This window comes from Chitinophaga sp. W2I13, assembly GCF_050434005.1.
GTDB lineage: Bacteria > Bacteroidota > Bacteroidia > Chitinophagales > Chitinophagaceae > Chitinophaga.
In genome coordinates, this window is record NZ_JBNPWD010000001.1 from 4,953,758 (window position 1) to 4,975,461 (window position 21,704).

Sequence of the window (21,704 nt, forward strand, 5' to 3'; positions counted from 1 at the left end):
GGTAAGAATTTGGTAAGAAAAGCAGTCGCTACAGTGGGAGTTCAACCCTGATCTCGGTTCCGTGGTTTACACGGCTGTTTACAATGATGTCTCCTTTATGCATCCGGATAATATTCATGGCTAATGGCAGGCCGATACCATATCCTTTGAAACGGCCGGTATTAGAGGCGCGGAAGAAGGGAGAGAAGATATATGGCAGATCCTCCGGGGGAATGCCGATGCCCTGGTCTTTCACGATAATAATATTTTTCTTTTCTGTGGCGGCGAGTGCAATGGACACCGGTTCGTTGTTGGAATATTTCACAGCATTCATCACAATGTTGCTGAGTGCCAGTTCCAGCAGTTGTTCGTTGCCGGGGATGATTAATTTTTCTTCTTCTTCGGGGAACAGGCTGTAATCTATTTCCACTTTATTACCGGGGTGCAGTTTATCGATCGTGTTTTTTACGGTGAACAACAGTTCATCGCTGCGGATCTGTCCCCATTCCTGTTTCTTGCCATCAAAGCCGGTTTGGGCGAGGTGCAGCAGGCTTTTGGTGATATGTTCCAGTCGCCCTGCTTCATGAAGGATATTTTTCAGGGAGTACACATATTTATCCTGGGTACGGTCCTTATTAAGCGCCAGTTCTGCCTCACCGATAATAGCGGTGAGCGGGGTGCTCAGTTCATGAGAAGCGTTGCTGACAAAGTTATTTTGTGTTTCAAAGGCAGTTTCCAGCCGGTCCAGCATATTGTTGAAGGTATTGGCCAGGTCGTTGATCTCATCGCCACTGTCGTCTACATTTAGCCGCAGGTGCAGGTTACGGGAACTGATGCTTTTTACCTGCAGCATCATGTGCCGGATGGGTTTTAGAATATACCTGGAGAAGAAAATTCCGGCGCCTACCAGGATGACGCTGGAGGCCACGGCGCAGATGATGAGGATTTTGCGCAGCCAGCCCAGGTATTCCACGCTGTATTGATTAATAGCGGATACGATCACGATATACAATCCCTGTTTGCTTTTATACAACACCCCTTCATAGAAGCGGTCGCCTTCTCGGTAGGTGGCTTTGCTTTCGCGGTGTACCTGTTCGTAGAAGGAGTTGGGGAGGGTGAGTTGTTCATCTTTATGAACGGTACCATCGCTGGCTACCTGCAGGAAATATTCTTTTTCAGCAGGCAGTTTTTCGAGGTGTTCTTCCCGGATTTCGTTGTAGATCACCGAGTCGGATTCGTAATAGGGCAGGGTAGCTTTTGCAGTAAGATAGGCGCGTATTTCCAGGCGTTTGTAGAAGTCTTCGAACGAGTGCTGGTTGGCAAAATAATACACCAGTCCGGTCATCACGAGGATGGTAGAAATCGTTAATCCGGCAAACAACAGCAATATCTTAGTGCGTATCTTCATCGGCCTTATTTTCTTTGATCATATAACCCAGTCCCACTACGGTATGTATCAGTTCTGTAGGGTTATATTTATTAATTTTTTTCCGGAGATAGTTGATATAAACATCCACCACTTTGGTGTTCATATTAAAGTCGATGCCCCATACCTGTTCCAGTATTTCCAGCCTGGACAGTACTTTCCTCGGATTTTTCAGTAAATATTCCAGCAGCCGGTATTCTGTGGCGGTGAGCTGGATATTTCTTCCGTTCCTGCTGGCGGATTTGGTGTCGGTATCCAGTTCCAGGTCGGCCATGCTGAGTACAGCGGGGGAGGTAACGGGAACGGGTGTATCTACGGGCGCTTTTCTCCGCATAAGGCTGCGGATGCGGGCTTCCAGTTCCTGTAGTTTAAATGGTTTCACCAGGTAATCGTCGGCGCCGCTGTCGAGGCCCATTACAATATTTTCTGTTGTCCCCAGGGCGGTGAGCATGAGTATGGGCACTTCCAGCTTTGCGTTGCGGAGGGAGCGGCATACTTCTATGCCGTTCATACCGGGCAGCATTACATCCAGTATAATCAGCCGGAATGATGGGTTATTGAGCGCCATTTGTAGTCCGCTGGTACCATCGGGGGCCACGCTTACTTCGTAGCCTGCTTCCGAGAGGCCGCGGGTAATAACAGATACTACAGCAGGTTCATCTTCTATCAGTAATAGTTTCATGAACAACAAATATAATTCTATTCGAGGTGGCTCACGCAATTAAACAGTTCGCAGTTCCAGTTTTCGTCGGAGAACTGGAGCCTTGTGATGGAAGTATTTTTCATGGCGGGGGTAGGATGCATTTGTGGCAGGAGGGCATCCAGCATTTGCCGGATAAAGCTGCCATGACTTACCAGCAGTATTTTTTTACCGGTATTTTCAGAGAGGAGGTCCTGCATAAAGGAGAGGCCTCTAGTTACTACAGACTCATTGCTTTCCATGCCGAGGTCCATCAGTTTCCAGCTTGGACCCCACCGGAGGATGCGTTCTTCCTCAGTAGTACCTTCAATGAGGCCGCCGCCGGCTTCCCCGATACGTTTATCTTCAATTACACTATCCAGGTTAAGCTCTTGTGCAATGATGGCCGCTGTTTGCCGGGCGCGGAGCAGGTGACTGGAATAAATGAGGTCCCAGGTTTCGCCGGCGAGCCGTTGTCCCAGTTTCAGGGCCTGCGTGATGCCTTCTTCATCCAGCGGGATGTCTGAATGGCCTTGCAGTTTGCCAGCTTTATTCCAGGAAGTGGTACCGTGACGGATAATAGCGATCTGGGTCATATTGGGTCTTTTAATCATTCCGGGGGACAAATATATATAAAAGGCCTCGGGGTTAATAGTTAAAATTCCCGGCGCAGATAGAATTCAGCGGGTTTTTGTATATTAAAAGTATAATATATTTGTTCGGAGTGTCGCCCAATACTACTTTCATCCCTGGCTGTTTATTCCTGTGATATCAACATGCCCTATAACCGGATCCAATTAATACAGTTTCCTTATTTCTTACTCAAAAATTAACATTTATGAAACACAATGTTCAGATGCTGGCTCATGCCAGTATGCAAAAAATGCAAAAAGAATATGCTGTTATGATGAGGGAGGGTGTAGCACCTTTTTCTTTATTTCAATTATTTAACCAGGAGGAATTCAGACTGGATGAATTTTGCCAGTCATTCAGGCCTCACCCATATTCCCGTCAGCTTAAACGGGGAGCCCAGGAATTTTGCGAGCGGTATGGTATCTGGCATGAAAATGCGGAGCATTATGTCACTTGCGCCATATACCTGTTCCCTACCGCCAATTTGTACCGCATGAATAATATTCTTAAGAACTGTACTGTAGATTTTTTTCTGAATGATACAATGGGGCGCGAGGTTTTCACCCACCTGAGTGTCAATGAACAGGAACACAGCAATGCGGTCAGGCAACGTATCGGAAGCATGGATTATCCTTTTGAAAACGTGCCGGAAGCCCATGGCGTGGAAATGGCGAACGCAGAAATGCTGCTGGATATTTACCATACTTCGCCGGCTCATTGGTTCAGGGAATTTAGAAAAATGTACAACTATCATATTGATGTAACGCACCTGGATTGCAACACCCATTCCCTTGGGCATATTCCTACCGTGGAAGAATATATTGACATGAGGGGGCATATTTCCGGGATGCATCATACCATCCAGCTGATAGAGTATAGCGACGGACAGTTTCTTGACTGGAAATGGATGGAAGCAGCAGGTCTTAAAACTGATATGCAGCGCCTGCAGTATGTTACGGCTGCTATTGGCTGTTTGATGAATGATCTTTTTTCTTTTGAGAAAGAGGTGATCGACAATAGTTCAGATTCGAATCTGCTGATGATCCTGGCATTAAATGACCCCGGTCTTCCACTGGAGGAAATTATTATCAAGGCTGCCACCATTGTACAACAACTGCTATTGGAATTTGGATTGCTGGTGAACAGGGTGAGGAACAGGAGTTATCAGCAATTACCTGCCAACTCAGAAATGGTAGATAAGTTGGATGCACATATTGCAGGTTTGGAACGATGTGTACAAGCCAGTTGGGTGTGGCAGATTTATACCAAACGTTATAAACGGCCAAATTCTATCTGGAAGGAAACGCAATTAGTGCCAGCTATTGCTGAGGCAGTTTAAACGCATTAAATTATTATTGTAATTCGCCACTGAGTGGATGCAGTTGCTGACTAAGTACTTTTATCAGAAATTTATAATCAATTGGTTTTTCAATAAAGGCACTGGCGCCAGCTGCCATCATTAGCTCGCGCGACTCTAAAAAGGCATCCCCGGTGGCGATAATAACAGGTATATGTTTCAATATTGGATCCTTTTTCAGGCTGACTAAGGTATCTTTCCCATCCATTATGTCCATATGGTAATCCATGATGATGATATCCGGTATACGTTTCCTGCTTTCCTCCAATACTTCAGCCCCATTGGCCGTCAGGCAAATAGAGCAGCCGGTTTGGGTAAGAAACCTGGATATCAGCAGGCACTCATTTCATTATCCTCGGCAACTACTACATGAATGTCACTCAGGTCCGTCATCTCCTCTTCATCATTGTTGTCTGGTCTGATATCATCAGATTGGCCCGGTACCAGCGGAAGCACTACTTTGAAACTGTTTATCCCGGTAGGGCTGCTTTCTGCAGTAATAATGCCGTTCATGGAATTAACCTTATTCTGTACAATATAAAGCCCCAGGCCCGCACCTTCTGTATACTTTCTTTTATCGGTAATAAATGGATCAAATATCGTTTTCAATTTATCATCCGTGATGTGGTCGCCCATATTAACAATATGGATAGACCAGGAATTTTTGCTGGCAGCAATGTAACAGTTAATGGTAGTTCCCTTGTTAGAGTATTTAATGGCATTCCCTAACAAATTTGTTATAATCTGATTGAGTTTCAAGGTGTCCGCAATAATCACAGGAGGTATTTCACCGATACTGAGTTTAATCTTGATATTCCTGGTTTTTGCTATTATCCTGTTGATGTCCACTAATTTTTCAATAAATGGTTTTATTTCAAAAGCTTCGCTGTTCAGTACATCTGAATTTCCTGATTCTATCTGTGCCATATCCAGCACATCATTTACAATGTTACGGGTATGGTTGCTTGCCAGTAATAATTGATCAACCAATGGCTCTATCCCCCTGAGCTGATCATTTAGTTTTATCTCCCGCTTTAATAACTGTCCCACACCAAAGATTGCATTCAGCGGCGTTCTCAGCTCATGTGATACCTGGTATACAAATATCTTTTTAAAGTGATTACTCCTCTTTAACTGTTTATTGACATCATTACTGTGAACATAAGGTTTGCTTACCACAATGATAAGTGTTAAAACGCCTGCCATCGCCGAGATGCGGAAAATAAATGCTACATCTTTCTGAAGGTGTATCGCTTCTGTAAAATGATAATGGTAATAGGTTTCCAGTAGCAGAAGAATGCCTACGGCCACTACCAGTGATATTCTTCTCGATGTTCTGTCAGGAAATATCAGGTATATAATGGAGATCAGGAAGATGATCATTGCCTGCAGTTCAATAATATTACTGAGTAGTATTCCAAAGTAGATGGAGGCAAAACATTGTACCAGAAAAGTGCTGGCACCTGCCATTCTGTGATATCCCCTGTGGTTCAGATAGATCGCTGAAATCGTAAGGATAAATTCTATGGAAGCAGGTATAAGAATAGATAATTCTCTTGTAAATACTATAAATATGGATCCTACAACCAGGATTAAAGAGGCAAGCACCAGGCTTAGTGTATTAACAAGTATCATCCTGGATATCAATTCATCATCTGTTTGCCCCTGTGTACCTGCTCTTGTAATTGATTTTACTACTTGTTGAATCCGTTTAATAATTTTAATAGTCATGTTAAGCATCGTAGGGTTTAAGTAAAGTTAAGCTCGGGATGACCCTAAACAACAGGGCGATAACAGTTTGTGTTGCAGGCAAAAAATCTTTTCATAGAAACCTAATGATCTTCTGAGGGTATTATCCTATTGATAATTCTTCCGGTGTCCTCTTTATGGGGTATGAACGCCGGCAACCAAAGTTATAGTATTTATTCCTAAACTTAAATTCATTTCATTTTTTTCATGCCATACTCAAATAACGATTTATAAGTAATCAGTACATTTGTTATTATGGAAATGAGTATCAATCCCAACGAAGAAAAACCAGTCAAAAAGGAAGACGAAGTAAAGCCGGAACCCGTTATTCACGATGGTTCCGGAGGCGCATTTGAAGGCACGGAGATGGTAACCGAAGAGCGGGAAGAACAACCCCGCCCGAATGGGCCAACTCCTTACTGAATAATGCCGCATGCCGGTGCGGTATTAAATCCTTAAATTAGGTGTATCAAAAAAGTCATGCTTATGTTATCCTTGGAAAAAATCAGCGAATTATTAGGCAAAGAAAGCGATACCCTGTTGCAGCACGAAAGCAAAACTATCAGTAAAGACCTGCTGCATCTACCCGGACCGGATACCGTCAATAAAATTTACCAACCTTCCAGCCGTAACCCGCAGGTATTGCGCAGTTTGGGCCAGTTATTTCAGCACGGGCGTCTCGGAGGCACGGGCTACATGTCTATACTCCCTGTAGATCAGGGCGTGGAACACAGTGCTGGTGCTTCTTTCGCCAAATACCCGGCTTATTTTGATCCTGAAAATATTGTGAAGCTGGCTATTGAAGGCGGCTGTAATGCCGTCGCTTCTACTTTTGGCGTATTGTCGTCGGTATCGCGCAGTTATGCACACCGTATTCCTTTTATTGTCAAGCTTAATCATAACGAACTGCTTACTTATCCCAACAGGGCGGACCAGGTGATGTATGGTACCGTGGAAGAAGCCTGGAACCTCGGAGCAGTGGCCGTTGGAGCCACCATCTACTTTGGCTCTGAGCAGTCCGACCGGCAAATTGTGGAAGTGTCGCGTGCCTTTGCAAGGGCGCATGAACTGGGCATGGCTACTATTCTCTGGTGCTACCTGCGGAACGATGCGTTTAAGAAAGATGTGGATTACCATCTCTCAGCGGATCTTACCGGGCAGGCTAATCACCTCGGGGTAACTATCCAGGCGGATATTATCAAGCAGAAATTACCGGTCGTGAACGGCGGTTATAAGGCTTTGAATACAGGAGCGTCTTCCTATGGTAAACTGGATGAACGTATTTATACTACACTCACGTCTGATAATCCCATTGACCTGTGCCGCTACCAGGTTGCTAATTGCTATATGGGGCGCATGGGACTGATCAATTCCGGCGGCGCCTCCGAAGGCGAGGCTGATCTGGCAGAAGCCGTACGCACGGCGGTTATTAATAAAAGGGCCGGCGGCGTAGGACTGATCTCCGGGCGCAAAGCCTTTCAGCGCCCGATGGTGGAAGGAGCGGCGTTACTGAATGCGATCCAGGATGTATACCTGAACGAACAGATAACGATAGCGTAGCAGTGGGAGCGGAGGAAAGTTCCTCTGCTCACCTCACCTGGCCATTGCCACGTACAAACCATTTTTCCGTTACCAGTTTTTCCAATGCAAAGGGGCCGCGTGCATGCAGTTTCTGCGTGGAGATCCCTATTTCCGCACCCAGGCCAAATACGCCTCCGTCTGTGAACCGCGTTGAGGCGTTCACATATACAGCTGCGGCGTCTACTTCATTGAGGAAACGCTCGCTGATGGCGGTATCGCCTGAAATAATTGCTTCTGAATGGCGCGAAGAATATTTTTGAATATGCGACAATGCAGCGTTCGTGTCGGGCACTACTTTAACGGAACACTTGAGCGAAAGGAATTCCCTGCCGAAATCTTCCGGCTGCGCCGCGAAGAGATGCGGATAATTATTCTTTTGCAGGATATCGAAGGCTAACGGGTCCGCATATATGTCGACTGCATAATGCTGCAGCTGCGGCGCCAGTAATGCCAGGAAACCGGCAGCCACGGCTTCGTCCACCAGCACGGTGTCCAATGAATTGCATACCGACGGGCGGGAGACTTTCGCATTGGTAACAATGGCGGCGGCCTGTTGCAGATCGGCAGTTTTTTCCACGTAGGTGTGACATACACCGGCGCCGGTTTCAATTACCGGTACCCTGGAGTTGGTGCGGACAAATTCGATCAGTTGTTCGGAGCCACGCGGGATGATGATATCGATATACTTTACGGCAGTAAGCATTTCCATCACGAAGCTGCGGTCAACAGGCAGTAGTTGCACTGCATGTTCATCTACCTCAAACTGCTTTAATACATCCTGGATCAGCGCTACGAGAATAGTGTTGGTATAAAAGGCATCGGTGCCGCCACGCAGCACGCATACGTTGCCCGAGCGGATACAGAGGGCGGCTACATCCACGGTTACATTTGGCCTCGATTCATAGATCACGCCCACTACGCCGAGCGGCACGGTTTTCTTTTGCACGAGCAGGCCGTTGTCGAGGGTTCTTTCGAGCACCAGTACATTGGCGGGATCAGGCAAGCCGGCAATATCTTCCAGGCTGGAGGCGAGGTCGCGGATGCGCGCATCCGTCAGCAGCAGCCGGTCTTTTTTCGGATCGTCGTCCGGCATGCGGTCGAGGTCTTTCTTATTTTCTGTGATAATGTCTTCCGACCGGATCAGGATCACGGATGCCAGTTTGAGCAGCAATGCCTGTTTCTGTGCATCAGGGAGGGTACGTATAGAAACGCCCGCCTGCTGCGCTTTTTCCAGTAATGGTTGTATCGTTTGCATGATTGTTTTTCTTTATAACAGCACGATGTCATCGGCATGGGCCACTTCTATGTTCTGTGCTTTGTGTTGGGTATCGAGTGTGTCTGAAGCAATTTTAGCCCTGCCCACGGCGATGGCGATATTGTCTTCGTTCACAATTTCAATGACTTCCCCGCATTCAAACTTCTCCAGTACGGCCTGCACGCCTACGGCGAGGAGGCTGTGACGCTTTTCCAGTGCTTGTTGTGCGCCGGCGTCAATCCGGATCCTGCCGGTAACCAGGCTGCCGCTGGCCAGCCATTTCTTGCGGGCAGGCATGCTGCAGGGCTGTGGCAGGCACAAGGTACCTGTTTTGCCGGCAATAGCATTGAGAATGCCATCTTCTGTCCGGATCCCAAAAATAACGACCCTGATGCCCATCCGGGTGGCGAGGCGGGCGAAGGTGAGCTTGGATACCATGCCACCTAAGCCGAGACTGGATTTTTCTTTATCGGCCAGCCCCAGGGCTGCCTTGTCAATAACATCTATTTGTGGTACTACCTGCCCGGACCTGTCCAATACGCCGGCTACAGAGGTGCTGAACAACAGCAACGATGCGCCAAAACCCACGGCTATCAACGTGGCCAGCTCGTCGTTATCAGAAAATTTCAGTTCCAGGCTGCTCACCACATCGTTTTCATTGGCAATGGGGATGATGTTGCTCGCCCATAGTTCCTCATAGGTACGCTTTAACTGGAGGAACTGGTTCCTGTCGGAAAAATGCTGGCGTTCACAAAGGCTCTGCGCTACCGCAATACTATAAGGGGCAAAATAACGGCTGTATTTATTCAATAATAACGGATTACCCACGGCTGCCGCGGCTTTGCGCTCACTGATGGTGCCGTTGTAATGACGTAAGAACTGTTTGCCCGCGGCCACAGCCCCGGATGAAACCAGTACAATATGATAATCTGCATGTAACTCTGCTACCTGCCGCGCTATACCGGCAATTACGGTTTCGTCGAGGTCACCATTCTGATGGGTGATCGACGCTGTTCCAAATTTTATAACTAATATCGGTTTACTCAATTTCTGCTCTATTTGGAGCCTAAAATAATATTAAGGTGGCGAAATTCTAAATGCATAATTTATTCCGGATACCGGAAAAGCCTTAATTTGACTCCTTACATTGATTTAACTCGCTATATGATAAAGTTTGTCGCCATGTTTATAACAGCCACTATGGCTGTTTCTGTTATTTATCTCCCAGCGGCCAACGGCCAGCAAACACTCCGTCAGCAAATTGCCGGTATCGCCGGAAATATCTCTGGAAAAGTTGGCGTATATGCGGAAATCCTGGAAACCGGGGACACTGTTTCCTTTAACCGTGATCAGCATTTCCCTATGCAGAGTGTGTATAAATTTCCGATCGCCATGGCGATGCTCCACCAGGTTGACCAGCACAAATTCCGCTTGGATCAGCCTATACACGTAACAAAAGACGACCTGATTGGACCGAGAGGAGTAAGCCCGGTGCGGGATCAGCATCCGGAAGGGAATTTTGATATGCCGCTGGCAGAACTGATCGATTATAATATCCGCGCCAGCGACGGCAGCGCCTGTGATGTGCTGCTGCGCTTATTGGGCGGCACCGGCAAAGCAAACGCATATGTGCACAACCTTGGCGTAAAACAGATCGCGATTGCCACCACGGAAAAAGTGCAGGTGCCCAGTGAAATGATACAGTATAAGAACTGGTCCACACCCATGGCCATGACACAGTTGCTGAAAATATTTTACCGGGATACTGTGTTGTCCGACAGCAGCAGGAACTACCTGATGCACCTGATGGTGACCTCCAGACCCGGTGCTAAAAGATTAAAAGGGCTGCTGCCTGCGGGCACGGTGGTGGCGCATAAAACCGGTACTTCGTGGACTACAAACGGGTTAACCCGCGCCACTAATGATGCAGGTATTATTACCCTGCCAAACGGGCATCATCTGGCTATTACAGTATTTGTGTCTGATGCAAAAGCCAGCGAAGAAGGGCGGGAGGGCACCATTGCTAAAATTGCAAAGGCGGCATACGATCATTGGAACAAATAAAAGGAAACAGGCAGTTTCAAAAACGAAACTGCCTGCCGGAAATTATTTCATGTATTTCTTGTATTCGTTTTCAATATCCATGACATCTATTTTGTGGAGTTGATCGCCATCAAATAACCACATTTCCCAATTGTATTTAACATCACTTAAATTGAGCGTAGCCGGATTTCCTTTGGCAGAATGAAAACTGATTTTGCCGCCGGCAGGTTCAATAATTTTTACACCTTTTCCTTCCAGGAAAGCGCGTGCATCGGTCATGTAATTCTGGTAATCTTCATTGATGGTATAAAATGCTTCTTCCCCGTTATCTTTTTTCAGATGTTCCAGTTGAATGCTATCTGGCGTATGAAGTATAGCGCAGGGGCGTGTAATCTGACTGTCACTTTCTGTTACGGTTTGCACGGGTGGCGCCGCATCTGTTGAAACTTTTTCTTCCGGTATTTTACTTTCCTGGCAGGCATAAAAAATAAAAAACGCTGCAGACAAGATAAAGTAGTTTTTCATGGTTTTCATAGCAATAGTTGTTTGGCATATTTGTTACACCTTACAGCAGTGTAATGGCATAAAGATAGTATAAAATATACCCCGTGCAACTACTGCGATATGTTCATACATGGATAATCTATCAGTCCTTCTGCTCCACCTTGATAGAAAGTGCTTTTATCGCCTGGCGCCAGTGGATGCTGATGTTTGAAACGTTCTGGCAGATCAGGATTAGAGATAAATGGCCGTCCGAATGCAATAAGATCTGCTTCATTTCGCTGCAGTGCTTTTTCTGCACTGTCTGCTGTAAAACCACCTGCCAGGATCAGCCAGTTTTTAAACTGCTGGCGTAGTAAACCGATATAATTTGAAGGTATTGGTAAACTACCGTTGGTAGATTGATCAGAGAGATGAATATAGCGTATATCCATCTGGTTTAGTTTCGGGATCAGGTACAAATGAGTAGCTGTTTCTTCATCGTATAATGGTAAGTTATTGTGTGCCGCAAAAGGAGAGAAGCGGATACCTACCCGGTGTGCTCCGGCAATATCAATGGTACCTTGAACGATCTCCAGTAAAAAGCGATTTCTGTTTTCAATGCTGCCGCCATATTTATCCGTGCGTCTGTTGGTATGTGGATGCATAAATTGCTCAATGAGATAACCATGTGCAGCATGCACTTCTATGCCGTCGAAGCCTGCAGCGATGGTATTTTCTGCTGCTTTGAGGTGCAACCTGATCATTTCTTCTACCGCTGTAGTGCTCATGGCTTCAGGAACGGGCATGGGCATGGGGCCTTGTACGGTGGTTATACTGCCATTGGCAGCTATTGCTGATGGCGCCAGCAAAGGCCCGCCACCGGGGAGATTCAGCGGATGACCAATTCTTCCGCTATGTACAAGCTGGAGGAATATGGTACCGCCTTTTTCATGAACGGCATCCGTTACTTTTTTCCATGCAGCTATTTGCTCGTTGTTGTAAATGCCAGGCAAGCGGTAGTAGCCCACCCCATTGGGGCTTATAGCGGTACTTTCTGCTATGATAAGTCCTGCGCCTGCACGCTGGCTGTAATACGTGGCCACCATATCATCGGGTACGCTGTTGGTAGCTCTTCTTCTGCTCATAGGCGCCATCACGATTCTGTTGTTTAATGTGAATGTGTTTGAGGTAACCGGTTCCAGTAATTTCATTGCTATCTTTTTATAGCACAAAATTAAGTGTGCGTGTAAACATGGAACAGGTAGAATCCGGGGTGATTATTGTAATTTTGCAGGTTATGGGAGAAAGAAATTTATATACGCCGTTTGAATTGTTCCAGGCAGATATGTCGGACTGGGATCCGCAGCCGAAGGTGTATTTCTTTTTTGAGCTCATTCATATCCGCGAAGGCAGCGGGTTTCGTACGGTGAACGACAACCGGTTCCCTTATCATAAAGGCAGCCTGTTTTTATTTACCCCGCGTGATTGCCGCGGATTCGAGGAAGAAACGCCTACCAAATTTGTATCGGTCCGCTTTTCCGAGATGTTTGTAGGCATGTCTCATTCCGCGCCTGAAAAAGCACGGCTGGGAGAATGGCTCCGGCAACTGGAGTACCTGTTTTTTTATCACAACCGGCAGGAGCAGTTATTGATCAGCCAGGAGGATGATTGCAAAATGATTATGGCGCTCATCTGTAATATGATGGATGAATATGAGAAGAAGCCGCCTTATTACCAGCAAAACCTGCAGCATTATGTAAGTTTGTTGTTGAACATAGTAGCACGGAATGTGGCGGAAGATATAAATATAGATGGTACTGACAACGCTACTCCTTTGATCAGCCGGATGATAGGGTATATCCGGCAGCATATTTATTACCCTGATATGCTGAAGCAGGAGTACCTGGCGAAACAATTCAATCTTTCCCCACACTATATCGGGGAGTTTTTCCGGAAGCAAACGGGGGAGAGCCTGCAACAATTCATTATTCATCACAAACTCAACCTGGTGCAGCTGCGGGTGAGCTATAGCGACCTCACCATTGCGGAAATCGCCGATGAGCTGGGCTTTACAGACGAAAGCCATATGAGCCGGCTGTTTAAAAAGTATTACGGGGTTACCCCCGCAGCCTACCGGAAAGAGCAAATCCAGGCCAAAAATGAAGGAGCGGAAAAAAATATTCATCGAAATATTTCGATATTTCAAAAATAGTCTTACTTTTGTGTCATGGATTTAGCAGTTATAGAAAAAGCAGCAAATGCCATCGCCGACAAACATCGATTATCTATTATAATGGAGGTTGTTAAGAAGGGAAAGCTGGTTTGTGGTGATGTGTGTGGGTTTACGTGTTTGTCGCAGCCTACGGTGTCGCATCACGTTAAGATCCTGGTTGATAGTGGCGTACTGCATTCTGTGAAAAATGGAAGATCACTGGAGCTAACGCTCAATAAAGAGATGATGAAACAGTTGTCTATGTTCTTTTTACAATTAAGTTAGGTACAAAACGGGCTGAGGTGCTACCGGGCGGGTAACCAACAGCTTTTTTTATACTTATATATATTGATACTTTTAAATTAATGGATTGATAGAGAAAGATTTTCTCTTTTTTTTGGAGATTAAACATTGATAAACTTAAATAAATCGATAGAATGGATCAGTTACGAAATAAAACAGCTGTCATCACGGGCGGTAACAGCGGTATAGGATATGCTACAGCAGCAGATTTTTTGGCGAAAGGAGCAAAGGTATTAATAACAGGACGCAAACCGGAGGCCGTACAGCAGGCCGCCACAGCGTTAGGAGGAGAGATAGATAGTTTTATCGCGGACCAGGGCATCACCGCCGATTCACAAAAATTAGCGGAGTATGTGCGTGACCGTTATGGCAAAATAGACATCTTATTTGTAAATGCGGGCGTAGCGGCATTCGAGTCAGTTGCCGATGTATCGGAAGCTTCTTTCGACACGATCATGAACATTAACCTGAAGGGCGCCTTCTTCACCGTGCAGCATTTGCTGCCGCTGATCAACGACGGTGGCACCATCATTTTATTGTCTTCCGTAAATGCTTACTCCGGTATGCCGGGAGCATCCGTGTACAGCGCCAGCAAGGCAGGTTTAAACTCATTGGGACGCACCTTATCAAGAGAACTGGCTTCCAGGAAGATCCGGGTAAATATTGTAAACCCCGGCCCCGTGGCTACGCCTATCTTTGAAAAATCAGGTATTCCAAAAGAAGCGGTCAATGAAGAACAAATGGCCAAATCATTACCGATAGGCAGAATAGGACAACCGGAAGAAATTGCAAAACTGGTTTCCTTCCTCGCATCAGACGACGCATCATTTATCACAGGTGCAGAGTACAATATCGACGGAGGTATCAGTGTTCATCCATTAATCGGTTAACCTCAAACAAACATCATTCATGTCATCTCTGAAGGATAAAATAGTTGTTATCACTGGCGGTAACAGCGGCATAGGATACGCAACAGCAAAGGCATTTTTAGCAAAAGGAGCAAAGGTTTTGATAACAGGTCGTCAGCCTGGCGCGGTACAAAAGGCCGTACACGCATTGGGCCACCCTGCAGAAGGTTTTAAAGCGGATCAGTCAGACATGAATGATATACGGCGCCTGTATGATTACCTGCAGGGCCGTTTCGGGAAAATAGATTCCTTATTTGTAAATGCTGGCGTGGCGAAATTAGCACCGTTTGAAACGGTAACAGAGGCACTATACGATGAATTAATGAACATTAACTTCAAAGGTGCTTATTTCACCATCCAGCAATTACTTCCCCTCATCAGCGATGGTGGCTCTATCACGCTACTGTCGGCCCTGAATGCATATTCAGGAACACCCAATGCTACCGTACTATCTGCCAGTAAAGCAGCACTGAACTCATTGGGCAGAACATTATCGAGGGAGTTGGCGGCAAGGAAAATACGGGTTAACACGGTGAACCCCGGTATTATCAGCACGCCGCTATTGGAAAAAGCAGGATTACCGGATGAAGCCAGAACACACCTGAGCAGTATCACGCCGCTGGGCAGACTGGGGCAACCGGAAGATATTGCGAGCCTGGTTACTTTCCTGGCATCCGACAATGCTTCGTTTATTACAGGTGCAGAATACAATGTAGACGGCGGCCTTATGGTGCACCCGTTGATCGCTTAATAAATGATCCTGGCGTTGCAGTGTGCAGCATTGTGTAAATGCTGCACCGGCAGCAAGGACTGGCGGAATTTGTCTTGGAACACTGATTACACTGATTATACTGATTTATCATTTCTGATTTTATTTTTTAGAAAATGGAAGATAAAGAGAGGTACCAGCATATAATTTAAATCAGTATCAAAATTGAAAAAATAACATCCCGAAAATCAGCATAATCAGTGTAATCAGCGTCCCAAGACAAAATCCTCTTTTAAGACAAAATTCTTGTTGATTTACAGTTAACGGTTGTTTAGGATGTTTGCGAACCCCATTGGTTGCCTGCCGGATGCCGCTTGCTATACGGGTATCTGGCAGCAACTTTAAAAACTTTAAGTTGTAGGTTTAACAGCGGCCGGAATAATCTTATTCCGGTCTTCGCTTTTTTAGCTCATCTTCCGGATCAGTTTCCCCAGCGTTTTCAATCCGTCATCCACCTGCTTGCTCCATACCGGACCAAAACTGATACGTAAACAGTTGTTGTATTTATTCTGTAAAGAAAAGATCCTGCCGGGGCAGAAGCTGATCTTATATTTCAGCGCCTGTTGAAATAATTCAAATGTATTAATGGATTCGTCCAGTTCTACCCATAGCACACAGCCACCCTGTGGCCGGGATATACGGGTACTTTCCGGGAAGTATTCGCTGATTGCCTGGGAATACCGTAAACACTGGGTGTGCAGCACCTTCCGCAAATTGCGGAGGTGGAATTCGTACCGGCCTATCTCCAGGAAATGCCCCACCGCGGCTTGTGGCAGCGATGCGCAGGCGATAGAGTGGTTCTGTTTCATTAGCAGCACCTTTTCCTTGTATTTTCCGGGCAACGTCCAGCCAACGCGGTAGCCTGGCGCCAGCGATTTGGAAAAGGAATTGCACAGCAATACATGACCGTATTTATCAAACGTTTTGCAATTTGCAGGACGCTGTTTCGTAAAATACAGGTCGCCGTAAATATCATCTTCTATCAACGCTATATCATACTTCACCATCATGTCTACCAGCGCCTTTTTATTTTTGTCCGGCATACAGGAACCAAGGGGGTTGTTGTAGTTGGTTACAAACAGGCAGGCTTTGATTTTATGACGCGGAATGGCTTTGTCGAGATAATCCAGATCAATGCCGGAAACCGGGTGGGTAGGTACTTCCAGCACTTTTAACCCAAGGCTTTCCGCCAGCTGCATAGACCCATAGTACGCAGGGCTTTCAATGGCAATGGTGTCGCCGGGGCGTGTTACAGCCGACAGGCACAAAGTCAGCGCATCCATACAGCCACTCGTAGTGATAATATCATCTTCCGTATAGGCGCCGCCCCAGGCAAGCGACATCCGGGCTATTTGTCCGCGCAGCAGCTTATTGCCCTGTAACTCCTCGTACCCGATCCCGTTGTTAGGCAGGTTCCGCAGCGCATGCACCACTGCCTTCGCCATTTTGGCGGCCGGCATCAATCCCGGCGGAGGCGTAGCCACCGAAAAGTTCAGGATGTTCGGGTTCCGCATATGACTGAACACTTCCATCACCATATCACTCACAGTGGCTTCGCTGGCTTTTTTTACCGGCGAACAGGTGCCCGGCATAGCAGGCATGCGCCTCGAATTAAAGCGGATATAGTAACCGGATTTTGGCCTGGACTCAATCAGCCCCTTCGCCTCCAGGTGATAGTACGCCTGGAAAGCCGTGGTTAAACTGATTCCCTGCTGCTTGCTGAGCATCCGCACAGACGGGAGTTTTTCCCCGATTTTCATCACATCTTTTTCTATCAGCTGTTCAATATTATCAGCTACCTGCAGGTACAGGTGATCGGCAGTTTTTATCATGGCAATGTTGATCTGATCTGGTCAAAAGTACAAAAATTAAGTCTGTGCGGATTTTGTCTTGGCTCAGGATTACGCTGATTTTACTGATTAGCTGGATTTTTACTTTTGGATTTTATAAAGGATTAAGGGAGATAGCAGCGGATATATTCGCTTTTATCTCCCTTAATTAATATTATAAGAAAATCAAAAAATCTAAAAAAATCCAAAAAGTAAAAATCCAGCTAATCAGTAAAATCAGCGTAATCCTGAGCCAAGACAAAATCCGCGGCGATCGTGCCTTCCCATTAGCCGGCCCAATGTTTGAATAGCCCACTCCTGGTCGTCGCTCCAGGGGTTGGAGTTGGTAAGACGGAGGCAGTTCTGGTAGCGGTCCTGGCTTGAAAAGAGGGCGCCGGGCGTAAATGTGATCCCTTGCTCCACGGCCTCTTCGTGTAGCTTCCATGTGTTGATTTTGGGGGAAAGTACCACCCATAAACTGATGCCGCCGTTGGGGCGCGTCAGTTGTGTATCTTCCGGGAAATATTCCTGTATTGCTTTCGTGATCTGCATGGTTTGCATGTTCAGCGATTGCCGCAGGGATTTCAGGTGAAGGTCCAGTCGCTGCTGGTCCAGGAATTTGCTCAGTACTAATTGCGGCAACATGCTGGTGCCGCCGGAAGTAATGAACTTCAGCTGTGCTATTTTTTCCTGGTAACGGCCGCCAATCACCCAGCCTATGCGGAGGCCTGCAGCAATGGATTTTGAAAAGGATGAACAGTAAAGCACCAGCCCTTCTTCATCATAGGATTTTACGGTTCTTGGCCGCTCCGGTGCAAAATGCAGATCGCCGTACACATCATCTTCTATCAGTGGCACCTGGTATTTTTTCAGGAGTTTCGCCAGTTGTTCCTTGCTGTTGTCGGGGATACAACAGCCCATGGGGTTGTTGTAGTTGCTTACAAAAAGACAGGCCCGTACCTTCTTTTGTTTGAAAGCGTCTTCCAGTTTACTGAGGCTTACACCGGTTACCGGGTCGGTGGGTATTTCCAACGCTTTCATGCCCAGGCTTTCAATGGCCATCAGCAACCCGAAGAATGTAGGCGATTCAATGGCAATAGTGTCGCCGGCTTTGGCTACAGCGCGCAGGCAAAGACTGGCGGCTTCCATAGCGCCGTTGGTAACAATAATATCCTGCGGTGATACGGCCCGGCCCCAGTTGAGGCAATGCCTGGCAATGTGTTTCCGGAAAGGTTCATGACCATAAACATCACCGTACGGAATGTAGGAAGGATCCAATTCCCGCGCTACCAGCTGCAGCGCTTTCTTTAGCTTTACATCCGGCAGCAGCGATACATCCGGCAGGGCGCCTATCAGCGAAATGGTTTTATGCGATTCACTGGTTTTCCGGAACATGGCCAGCTTTTCATTGATCTCCACTTTCAGCGCAGTAGGTACTGGATCTGTTACCGGCGGCAGTTCAGGACGCAGCTTTTTTGAATAGTGTACAAAGTATCCTGATTTTTCCCGGGAGGCCACCCAGCCCTTTTTCTCCAGGTGGTTGTATACCTGCAGGGCAGTACTGATGCTGATGCCATGCTCCTGGTGCAGGGATCTTACAGAAGGGAGTTTGTCGCCCACCGCATATACGCCTTCACTGATCATATGCTGGATCTTTTCAGCCAGCTGAAGATATATAAACCCGTTGTTCTTTTTCATCTTTCCAAAGTTAATCTGTTATGGTTTAATATCGATAATTCTGTATCTGTTTTGGTGGTGTTTTTTGCCGTTAATTTGTAACCTTAAACTGATACGCATGACTGTTGTTAAACAAATTGCACAAACGCTGGTACAACTCTGCAGGGCATGGCAGTTTCCGGAAGCGCAGGCCACCCTGTTTCATGAAAACGCGGTGAACCTGGAGCCGGATGGCCGCACCACTACGGGGTTACCGGCTATCATGGCAAAGGAACAGGCGTTCCTCGACAGCATCACGGAAAGGCACCTGCTGGAAATCTCCGATCCGGTTGTGGCAGATGATTATTTCGCCATACAGTTACTGATGGATGTAACAGTCAATGGCGTTGGCCGCCGCATGAGAAATGAACTTTGTATCTATAAAGTACGTGACGGTAAAATTATCAGCGAGCAGTTCTTCTACTAAATCATCTTAAAAAAATATAATTATGGAAGCAAGAATGGACGTGTACAAACTCCTGCCCGGCGCATTTAACGCTATGATGGGATTACAGACATTTGTTAATGAAAGCGGTCTTGATAAAACCCTCACAGAACTGATTAAAATCCGCGCCTCACAGATCAATGGCTGCGCTTTCTGCCTGAATATGCATACCAAGGAAGCCCGGCAGATGGGAGAAACGGAGCAACGCATTTACGCGCTTCCCGCCTGGGAGGAATCGCCTTACTATACGGAGAAGGAGCGTGCAGCCCTCGCACTTACCGAAGCGGTTACGCTGATAAGTACTTCCCGTGTACCGGACGAAGTATACAAAGCTGCGCAGGCGGTTTTTACACAACAGGAAATTGCCACGATCACGATGGCTATTGTGGCCATTAATTCCTGGAACCGCATTGCGATCACTTCCAGGACATTGCCACAGGACTGACTGTACCCGTCATTACCAGGGCGCCTCCGGCTGAAGCATTAGTTGGAGGCGCCTTCGTGAATATATATTATCTTCCTGGCGGGTAATTTTATATTGGATATGTTTAATAAGATAGCGCCTGATAAGTGGAAGCATTTTTTCGTTGGTATCCCCATGGGGGCTGTGCTTGAAGTGGCTTCGGCAATGATGTTCCCGGGCAGCCCGCTACTGGCAGCCCTTGTGGCCCTGGCAGTGGTCATCGTTATCAGCTACGGCTTTGAGTTGTTTTCATTAATTACCGGCAAAGGGCACTACGACGTAATGGACGCGGTGGCCAGCATTATTGGCGGTATGATAGGTATGTTGCCGGGGGCGCTGGTGTATCTGGCTTAGTCCCACCAAATCCGCAAGAATCCGTAAATCAAAGATGCCCGCTTTCCGTATTTTCGCGACATGGCTTTGCAGAAAATAATGATCCCCATCAATGACCCGGCGCATTTCTCCTTTGAAGAATGCCTGCGTTTCCTGGGAAGATCGGATAAAGAATGTTTGCATTATATACACCAGGGAAAGGTGCGGCGTATGCTGTTGTCGGAAGGGGAGCCTGTAGTAGTGGAAATTGCGCCTGGTTCAAAGAAAGACTTCCTGGAAGCCACCATACTGGCGCCTGCCGGCGAAGCAGTGGCAGAAGCGCCCATTATCAGGTATATCACGCATTGGTGGCACCTGGATGCCAATCTGCAACCGTTTTACCAGTATACACAAACAGACCCGCTCTTAAAAGGGCTCGCAGAAAAATACAATGGCCTGCGCCTCATAGGTATGCCCGACCTTTTTGAAGCCATCACCTGGCCGGTAATAGGTCAGCAGATAAACCTCGCCTTCGCCTATACGCTGCGGCAGCGGTTTATCCGGCAGTTTGGCTATCATGTGGTAGTAGACAACACCGATTTTTATTTATACCCGCATCCAAAGGTGATAGCTGCATTAACTCCTGACCAGCTTACACCCATGCAGTTTTCGCGTAGCAAAGCATTATACCTTGTGGAAACCGCCAGGCAAATGGCCAGCGGCGCGCTCAGCGAGGCCAGGCTGGATACCATGAGCTATGAAGCCGCGCGTGAAAGCCTGGTAGCGATGAAGGGAATCGGTAACTGGTCGGCCAACTATGCGTTGATGAAGTACCGCCGTTTTCCGCAATCTGTTTTATTGGAAGATGTTGGATTGCAGAATGCAATAAAAAATAGATTAAATTTGGAAGCCAAGCCTTCTATGCCAGCGTTACAGGAGTATACAAAACCGTGGAAGGAGCATGCAGCGTATGCCACTTTTTATTTGTGGAGATCATTATTACCCCAATAGATTAATTTCATGGAAGACGGATTGTATCATCTACGTATAGACTCCCCCGTTGGACCGCTGCTGATCAGTGGTACCGCACACGTTATAACTGCTGTTTCTTTTACAGATCAACCCGCGGTGGATTTTCCCCAGGCGCCCGCACTACTGCTGGATTGCGCGCAACAGCTGTATGAGTATTTCGCGGGCGACCGTAAAGTTTTTGACCTGCCTATTGCCCAGGAAGGAACCGCGTTTCAACAAACGGTGTGGCAACAACTAATTGCTATTCCATTCGGACAAACCATTTCTTACCAGCAACTCGCCCGCAGGATACATAATCCCAAAAGCATCCGCGCAGTGGGCACTACCAACGGTAAAAACAAACTGGCCATCATTGTGCCCTGTCACCGTGTAATTGGCAGCAATGGCACACTCACGGGTTATGCCGGTGGCCTCTGGCGCAAACGCTGGCTCCTGGAGCATGAGCGCACTGATTTATTTACCGGTTTGTTCTGATAAATCTGATATGGTCGATATTTCTAAAACTGGATCTGTTTTCAGATAATAATTTA

Annotated in this window: 24 protein-coding genes; 13 read left to right on the forward strand and 11 right to left on the reverse strand. The window is 46.8% G+C overall.

What is annotated here, in order from left to right; translation table 11 throughout:
• Positions 1-28 precede the first annotated feature (28 nt).
• The 3 genes from QFZ48_RS20515 to QFZ48_RS20525 are packed head-to-tail and all read right to left on the reverse strand — an operon-like array spanning position 29 to position 2,680.
• Positions 29-1,387: a sensor histidine kinase gene (locus tag QFZ48_RS20515; RefSeq protein ID WP_429050233.1), complete on the reverse strand. Its 1,359-nt coding sequence runs from the start codon at positions 1,385-1,387 to the stop codon at positions 29-31.
• A complete protein-coding gene (locus tag QFZ48_RS20520) occupies positions 1,371-2,087 on the reverse strand; it encodes a response regulator transcription factor (protein ID WP_429050232.1) in 717 nt (238 codons plus the stop codon). The genes QFZ48_RS20515 and QFZ48_RS20520 overlap by 17 nt, the downstream gene beginning before the upstream one ends.
• 17 nt (positions 2,088-2,104) lie before the next feature.
• The gene (locus QFZ48_RS20525; RefSeq protein ID WP_370907800.1) at positions 2,105-2,680 is read right to left on the reverse strand and encodes a histidine phosphatase family protein; all 576 of its coding nucleotides are present in this window, start codon (positions 2,678-2,680) and stop codon (positions 2,105-2,107) included.
• Positions 2,681-2,922: 242 nt separating this feature from the next.
• On the opposite strand from QFZ48_RS20525, the gene QFZ48_RS20530 reads away from it, so the two are divergent.
• Entirely contained in the window at positions 2,923-4,056 is a 1,134-nt protein-coding gene (locus QFZ48_RS20530; RefSeq protein WP_429063393.1) for a terpene synthase family protein, read from the forward strand.
• A gap of 13 nt (positions 4,057-4,069) precedes the next feature.
• On the opposite strand, the gene QFZ48_RS20535 is transcribed toward QFZ48_RS20530, so the two are convergent.
• Both QFZ48_RS20535 and QFZ48_RS20540 read right to left on the reverse strand, forming a co-directional pair.
• Positions 4,070-4,411, reverse strand: coding sequence for a response regulator (locus tag QFZ48_RS20535; protein ID WP_429065518.1), 342 nt, complete (start codon positions 4,409-4,411; stop codon positions 4,070-4,072).
• Positions 4,405-5,805 (reverse strand): sensor histidine kinase, encoded by a 1,401-nt coding sequence (locus tag QFZ48_RS20540; RefSeq protein WP_429063394.1) that lies wholly within the window; start codon positions 5,803-5,805, stop codon positions 4,405-4,407. Before QFZ48_RS20540 ends, QFZ48_RS20535 begins: the two co-directional genes overlap by 7 nt.
• 273 nt (positions 5,806-6,078) lie before the next feature.
• On the opposite strand from QFZ48_RS20540, the gene QFZ48_RS20545 reads away from it, so the two are divergent.
• Both QFZ48_RS20545 and QFZ48_RS20550 read left to right on the forward strand, forming a co-directional pair.
• The gene (locus tag QFZ48_RS20545) at positions 6,079-6,246 is read left to right on the forward strand and encodes a hypothetical protein (RefSeq protein ID WP_429050228.1); all 168 of its coding nucleotides are present in this window, start codon (positions 6,079-6,081) and stop codon (positions 6,244-6,246) included.
• A gap of 63 nt (positions 6,247-6,309) precedes the next feature.
• Positions 6,310-7,383, forward strand: a complete 1,074-nt coding sequence (locus QFZ48_RS20550; protein WP_429050227.1) for a class I fructose-bisphosphate aldolase — start codon at positions 6,310-6,312, stop codon at positions 7,381-7,383.
• Between the two features lie 28 nt (positions 7,384-7,411).
• On the opposite strand, the gene QFZ48_RS20555 is transcribed toward QFZ48_RS20550, so the two are convergent.
• Together QFZ48_RS20555 and proB are read right to left on the reverse strand one after the other, a co-directional pair.
• Positions 7,412-8,659: a glutamate-5-semialdehyde dehydrogenase gene (locus QFZ48_RS20555; RefSeq protein WP_429050226.1), complete on the reverse strand. Its 1,248-nt coding sequence runs from the start codon at positions 8,657-8,659 to the stop codon at positions 7,412-7,414.
• 12 nt (positions 8,660-8,671) lie between these two features.
• Positions 8,672-9,706: a glutamate 5-kinase gene (gene proB / locus QFZ48_RS20560; protein ID WP_429050225.1), complete on the reverse strand. Its 1,035-nt coding sequence runs from the start codon at positions 9,704-9,706 to the stop codon at positions 8,672-8,674.
• Between the two features lie 117 nt (positions 9,707-9,823).
• Between proB and bla the strand changes: the two genes are divergently transcribed.
• A complete protein-coding gene (bla, locus tag QFZ48_RS20565; protein ID WP_429063395.1) occupies positions 9,824-10,723 on the forward strand; it encodes a class A beta-lactamase in 900 nt (299 codons plus the stop codon).
• 42 nt (positions 10,724-10,765) lie between these two features.
• Here bla and QFZ48_RS20570 read toward each other — a convergent pair whose 3' ends face one another.
• Entirely contained in the window at positions 10,766-11,236 is a 471-nt protein-coding gene (locus tag QFZ48_RS20570) for a hypothetical protein (RefSeq protein ID WP_429050221.1), read from the reverse strand.
• An 80-nt stretch (positions 11,237-11,316) separates the two neighbouring features.
• Positions 11,317-12,396 carry an alkene reductase gene (locus QFZ48_RS20575; RefSeq protein WP_429063396.1) on the reverse strand — a complete coding sequence of 360 codons (1,080 nt, stop codon included), beginning with the start codon at positions 12,394-12,396 and terminating at the stop codon, positions 11,317-11,319.
• A gap of 41 nt (positions 12,397-12,437) precedes the next feature.
• Here QFZ48_RS20575 and QFZ48_RS20580 point away from each other — a divergent pair, with 41 nt between their 5' ends.
• The 4 genes from QFZ48_RS20580 to QFZ48_RS20595 all read left to right on the forward strand — a co-directional run bounded on the left by QFZ48_RS20580 (position 12,438) and on the right by QFZ48_RS20595 (position 15,359).
• Positions 12,438-13,397, forward strand: a complete 960-nt coding sequence (locus QFZ48_RS20580) for a helix-turn-helix domain-containing protein (protein WP_429063397.1) — start codon at positions 12,438-12,440, stop codon at positions 13,395-13,397.
• 15 nt (positions 13,398-13,412) lie between these two features.
• Positions 13,413-13,682: an ArsR/SmtB family transcription factor gene (locus tag QFZ48_RS20585; protein ID WP_079473476.1), complete on the forward strand. Its 270-nt coding sequence runs from the start codon at positions 13,413-13,415 to the stop codon at positions 13,680-13,682.
• Between the two features lie 152 nt (positions 13,683-13,834).
• Positions 13,835-14,590 carry a glucose 1-dehydrogenase gene (locus tag QFZ48_RS20590; protein ID WP_429063398.1) on the forward strand — a complete coding sequence of 252 codons (756 nt, stop codon included), beginning with the start codon at positions 13,835-13,837 and terminating at the stop codon, positions 14,588-14,590.
• Positions 14,591-14,609: 19 nt separating this feature from the next.
• Entirely contained in the window at positions 14,610-15,359 is a 750-nt protein-coding gene (locus QFZ48_RS20595) for a glucose 1-dehydrogenase (protein ID WP_429063399.1), read from the forward strand.
• A 422-nt stretch (positions 15,360-15,781) separates the two neighbouring features.
• Here the strand turns inward: QFZ48_RS20595 and QFZ48_RS20600 are convergent, their stop codons facing one another.
• Together QFZ48_RS20600 and QFZ48_RS20605 are read right to left on the reverse strand one after the other, a co-directional pair.
• Positions 15,782-17,209 carry a PLP-dependent aminotransferase family protein gene (locus tag QFZ48_RS20600; protein WP_429063400.1) on the reverse strand — a complete coding sequence of 476 codons (1,428 nt, stop codon included), beginning with the start codon at positions 17,207-17,209 and terminating at the stop codon, positions 15,782-15,784.
• A gap of 234 nt (positions 17,210-17,443) precedes the next feature.
• On the reverse strand, positions 17,444-18,904 hold the full coding sequence (locus QFZ48_RS20605; protein WP_429050213.1) for a PLP-dependent aminotransferase family protein: 1,461 nt from the start codon (positions 18,902-18,904) through the stop codon (positions 17,444-17,446).
• A gap of 97 nt (positions 18,905-19,001) precedes the next feature.
• Between QFZ48_RS20605 and QFZ48_RS20610 the strand changes: the two genes are divergently transcribed.
• From QFZ48_RS20610 to QFZ48_RS20630, 5 genes are all read left to right on the forward strand, one after another.
• Positions 19,002-19,349: a SnoaL-like domain-containing protein gene (locus tag QFZ48_RS20610; protein WP_429063401.1), complete on the forward strand. Its 348-nt coding sequence runs from the start codon at positions 19,002-19,004 to the stop codon at positions 19,347-19,349.
• 22 nt (positions 19,350-19,371) lie between these two features.
• A complete protein-coding gene (locus QFZ48_RS20615; RefSeq protein ID WP_429050210.1) occupies positions 19,372-19,812 on the forward strand; it encodes a carboxymuconolactone decarboxylase family protein in 441 nt (146 codons plus the stop codon).
• 99 nt (positions 19,813-19,911) lie between these two features.
• Complete coding sequence (locus QFZ48_RS20620; protein WP_429050209.1) at positions 19,912-20,184, forward strand: hypothetical protein; 273 nt, start codon at positions 19,912-19,914, stop codon at positions 20,182-20,184.
• Positions 20,185-20,244: 60 nt separating this feature from the next.
• Positions 20,245-21,153: a DNA-3-methyladenine glycosylase family protein gene (locus QFZ48_RS20625; RefSeq protein ID WP_429063402.1), complete on the forward strand. Its 909-nt coding sequence runs from the start codon at positions 20,245-20,247 to the stop codon at positions 21,151-21,153.
• Positions 21,154-21,162: 9 nt separating this feature from the next.
• On the forward strand, positions 21,163-21,648 hold the full coding sequence (locus QFZ48_RS20630) for a methylated-DNA--[protein]-cysteine S-methyltransferase (RefSeq protein ID WP_429050206.1): 486 nt from the start codon (positions 21,163-21,165) through the stop codon (positions 21,646-21,648).
• Positions 21,649-21,704 lie beyond the last annotated feature (56 nt).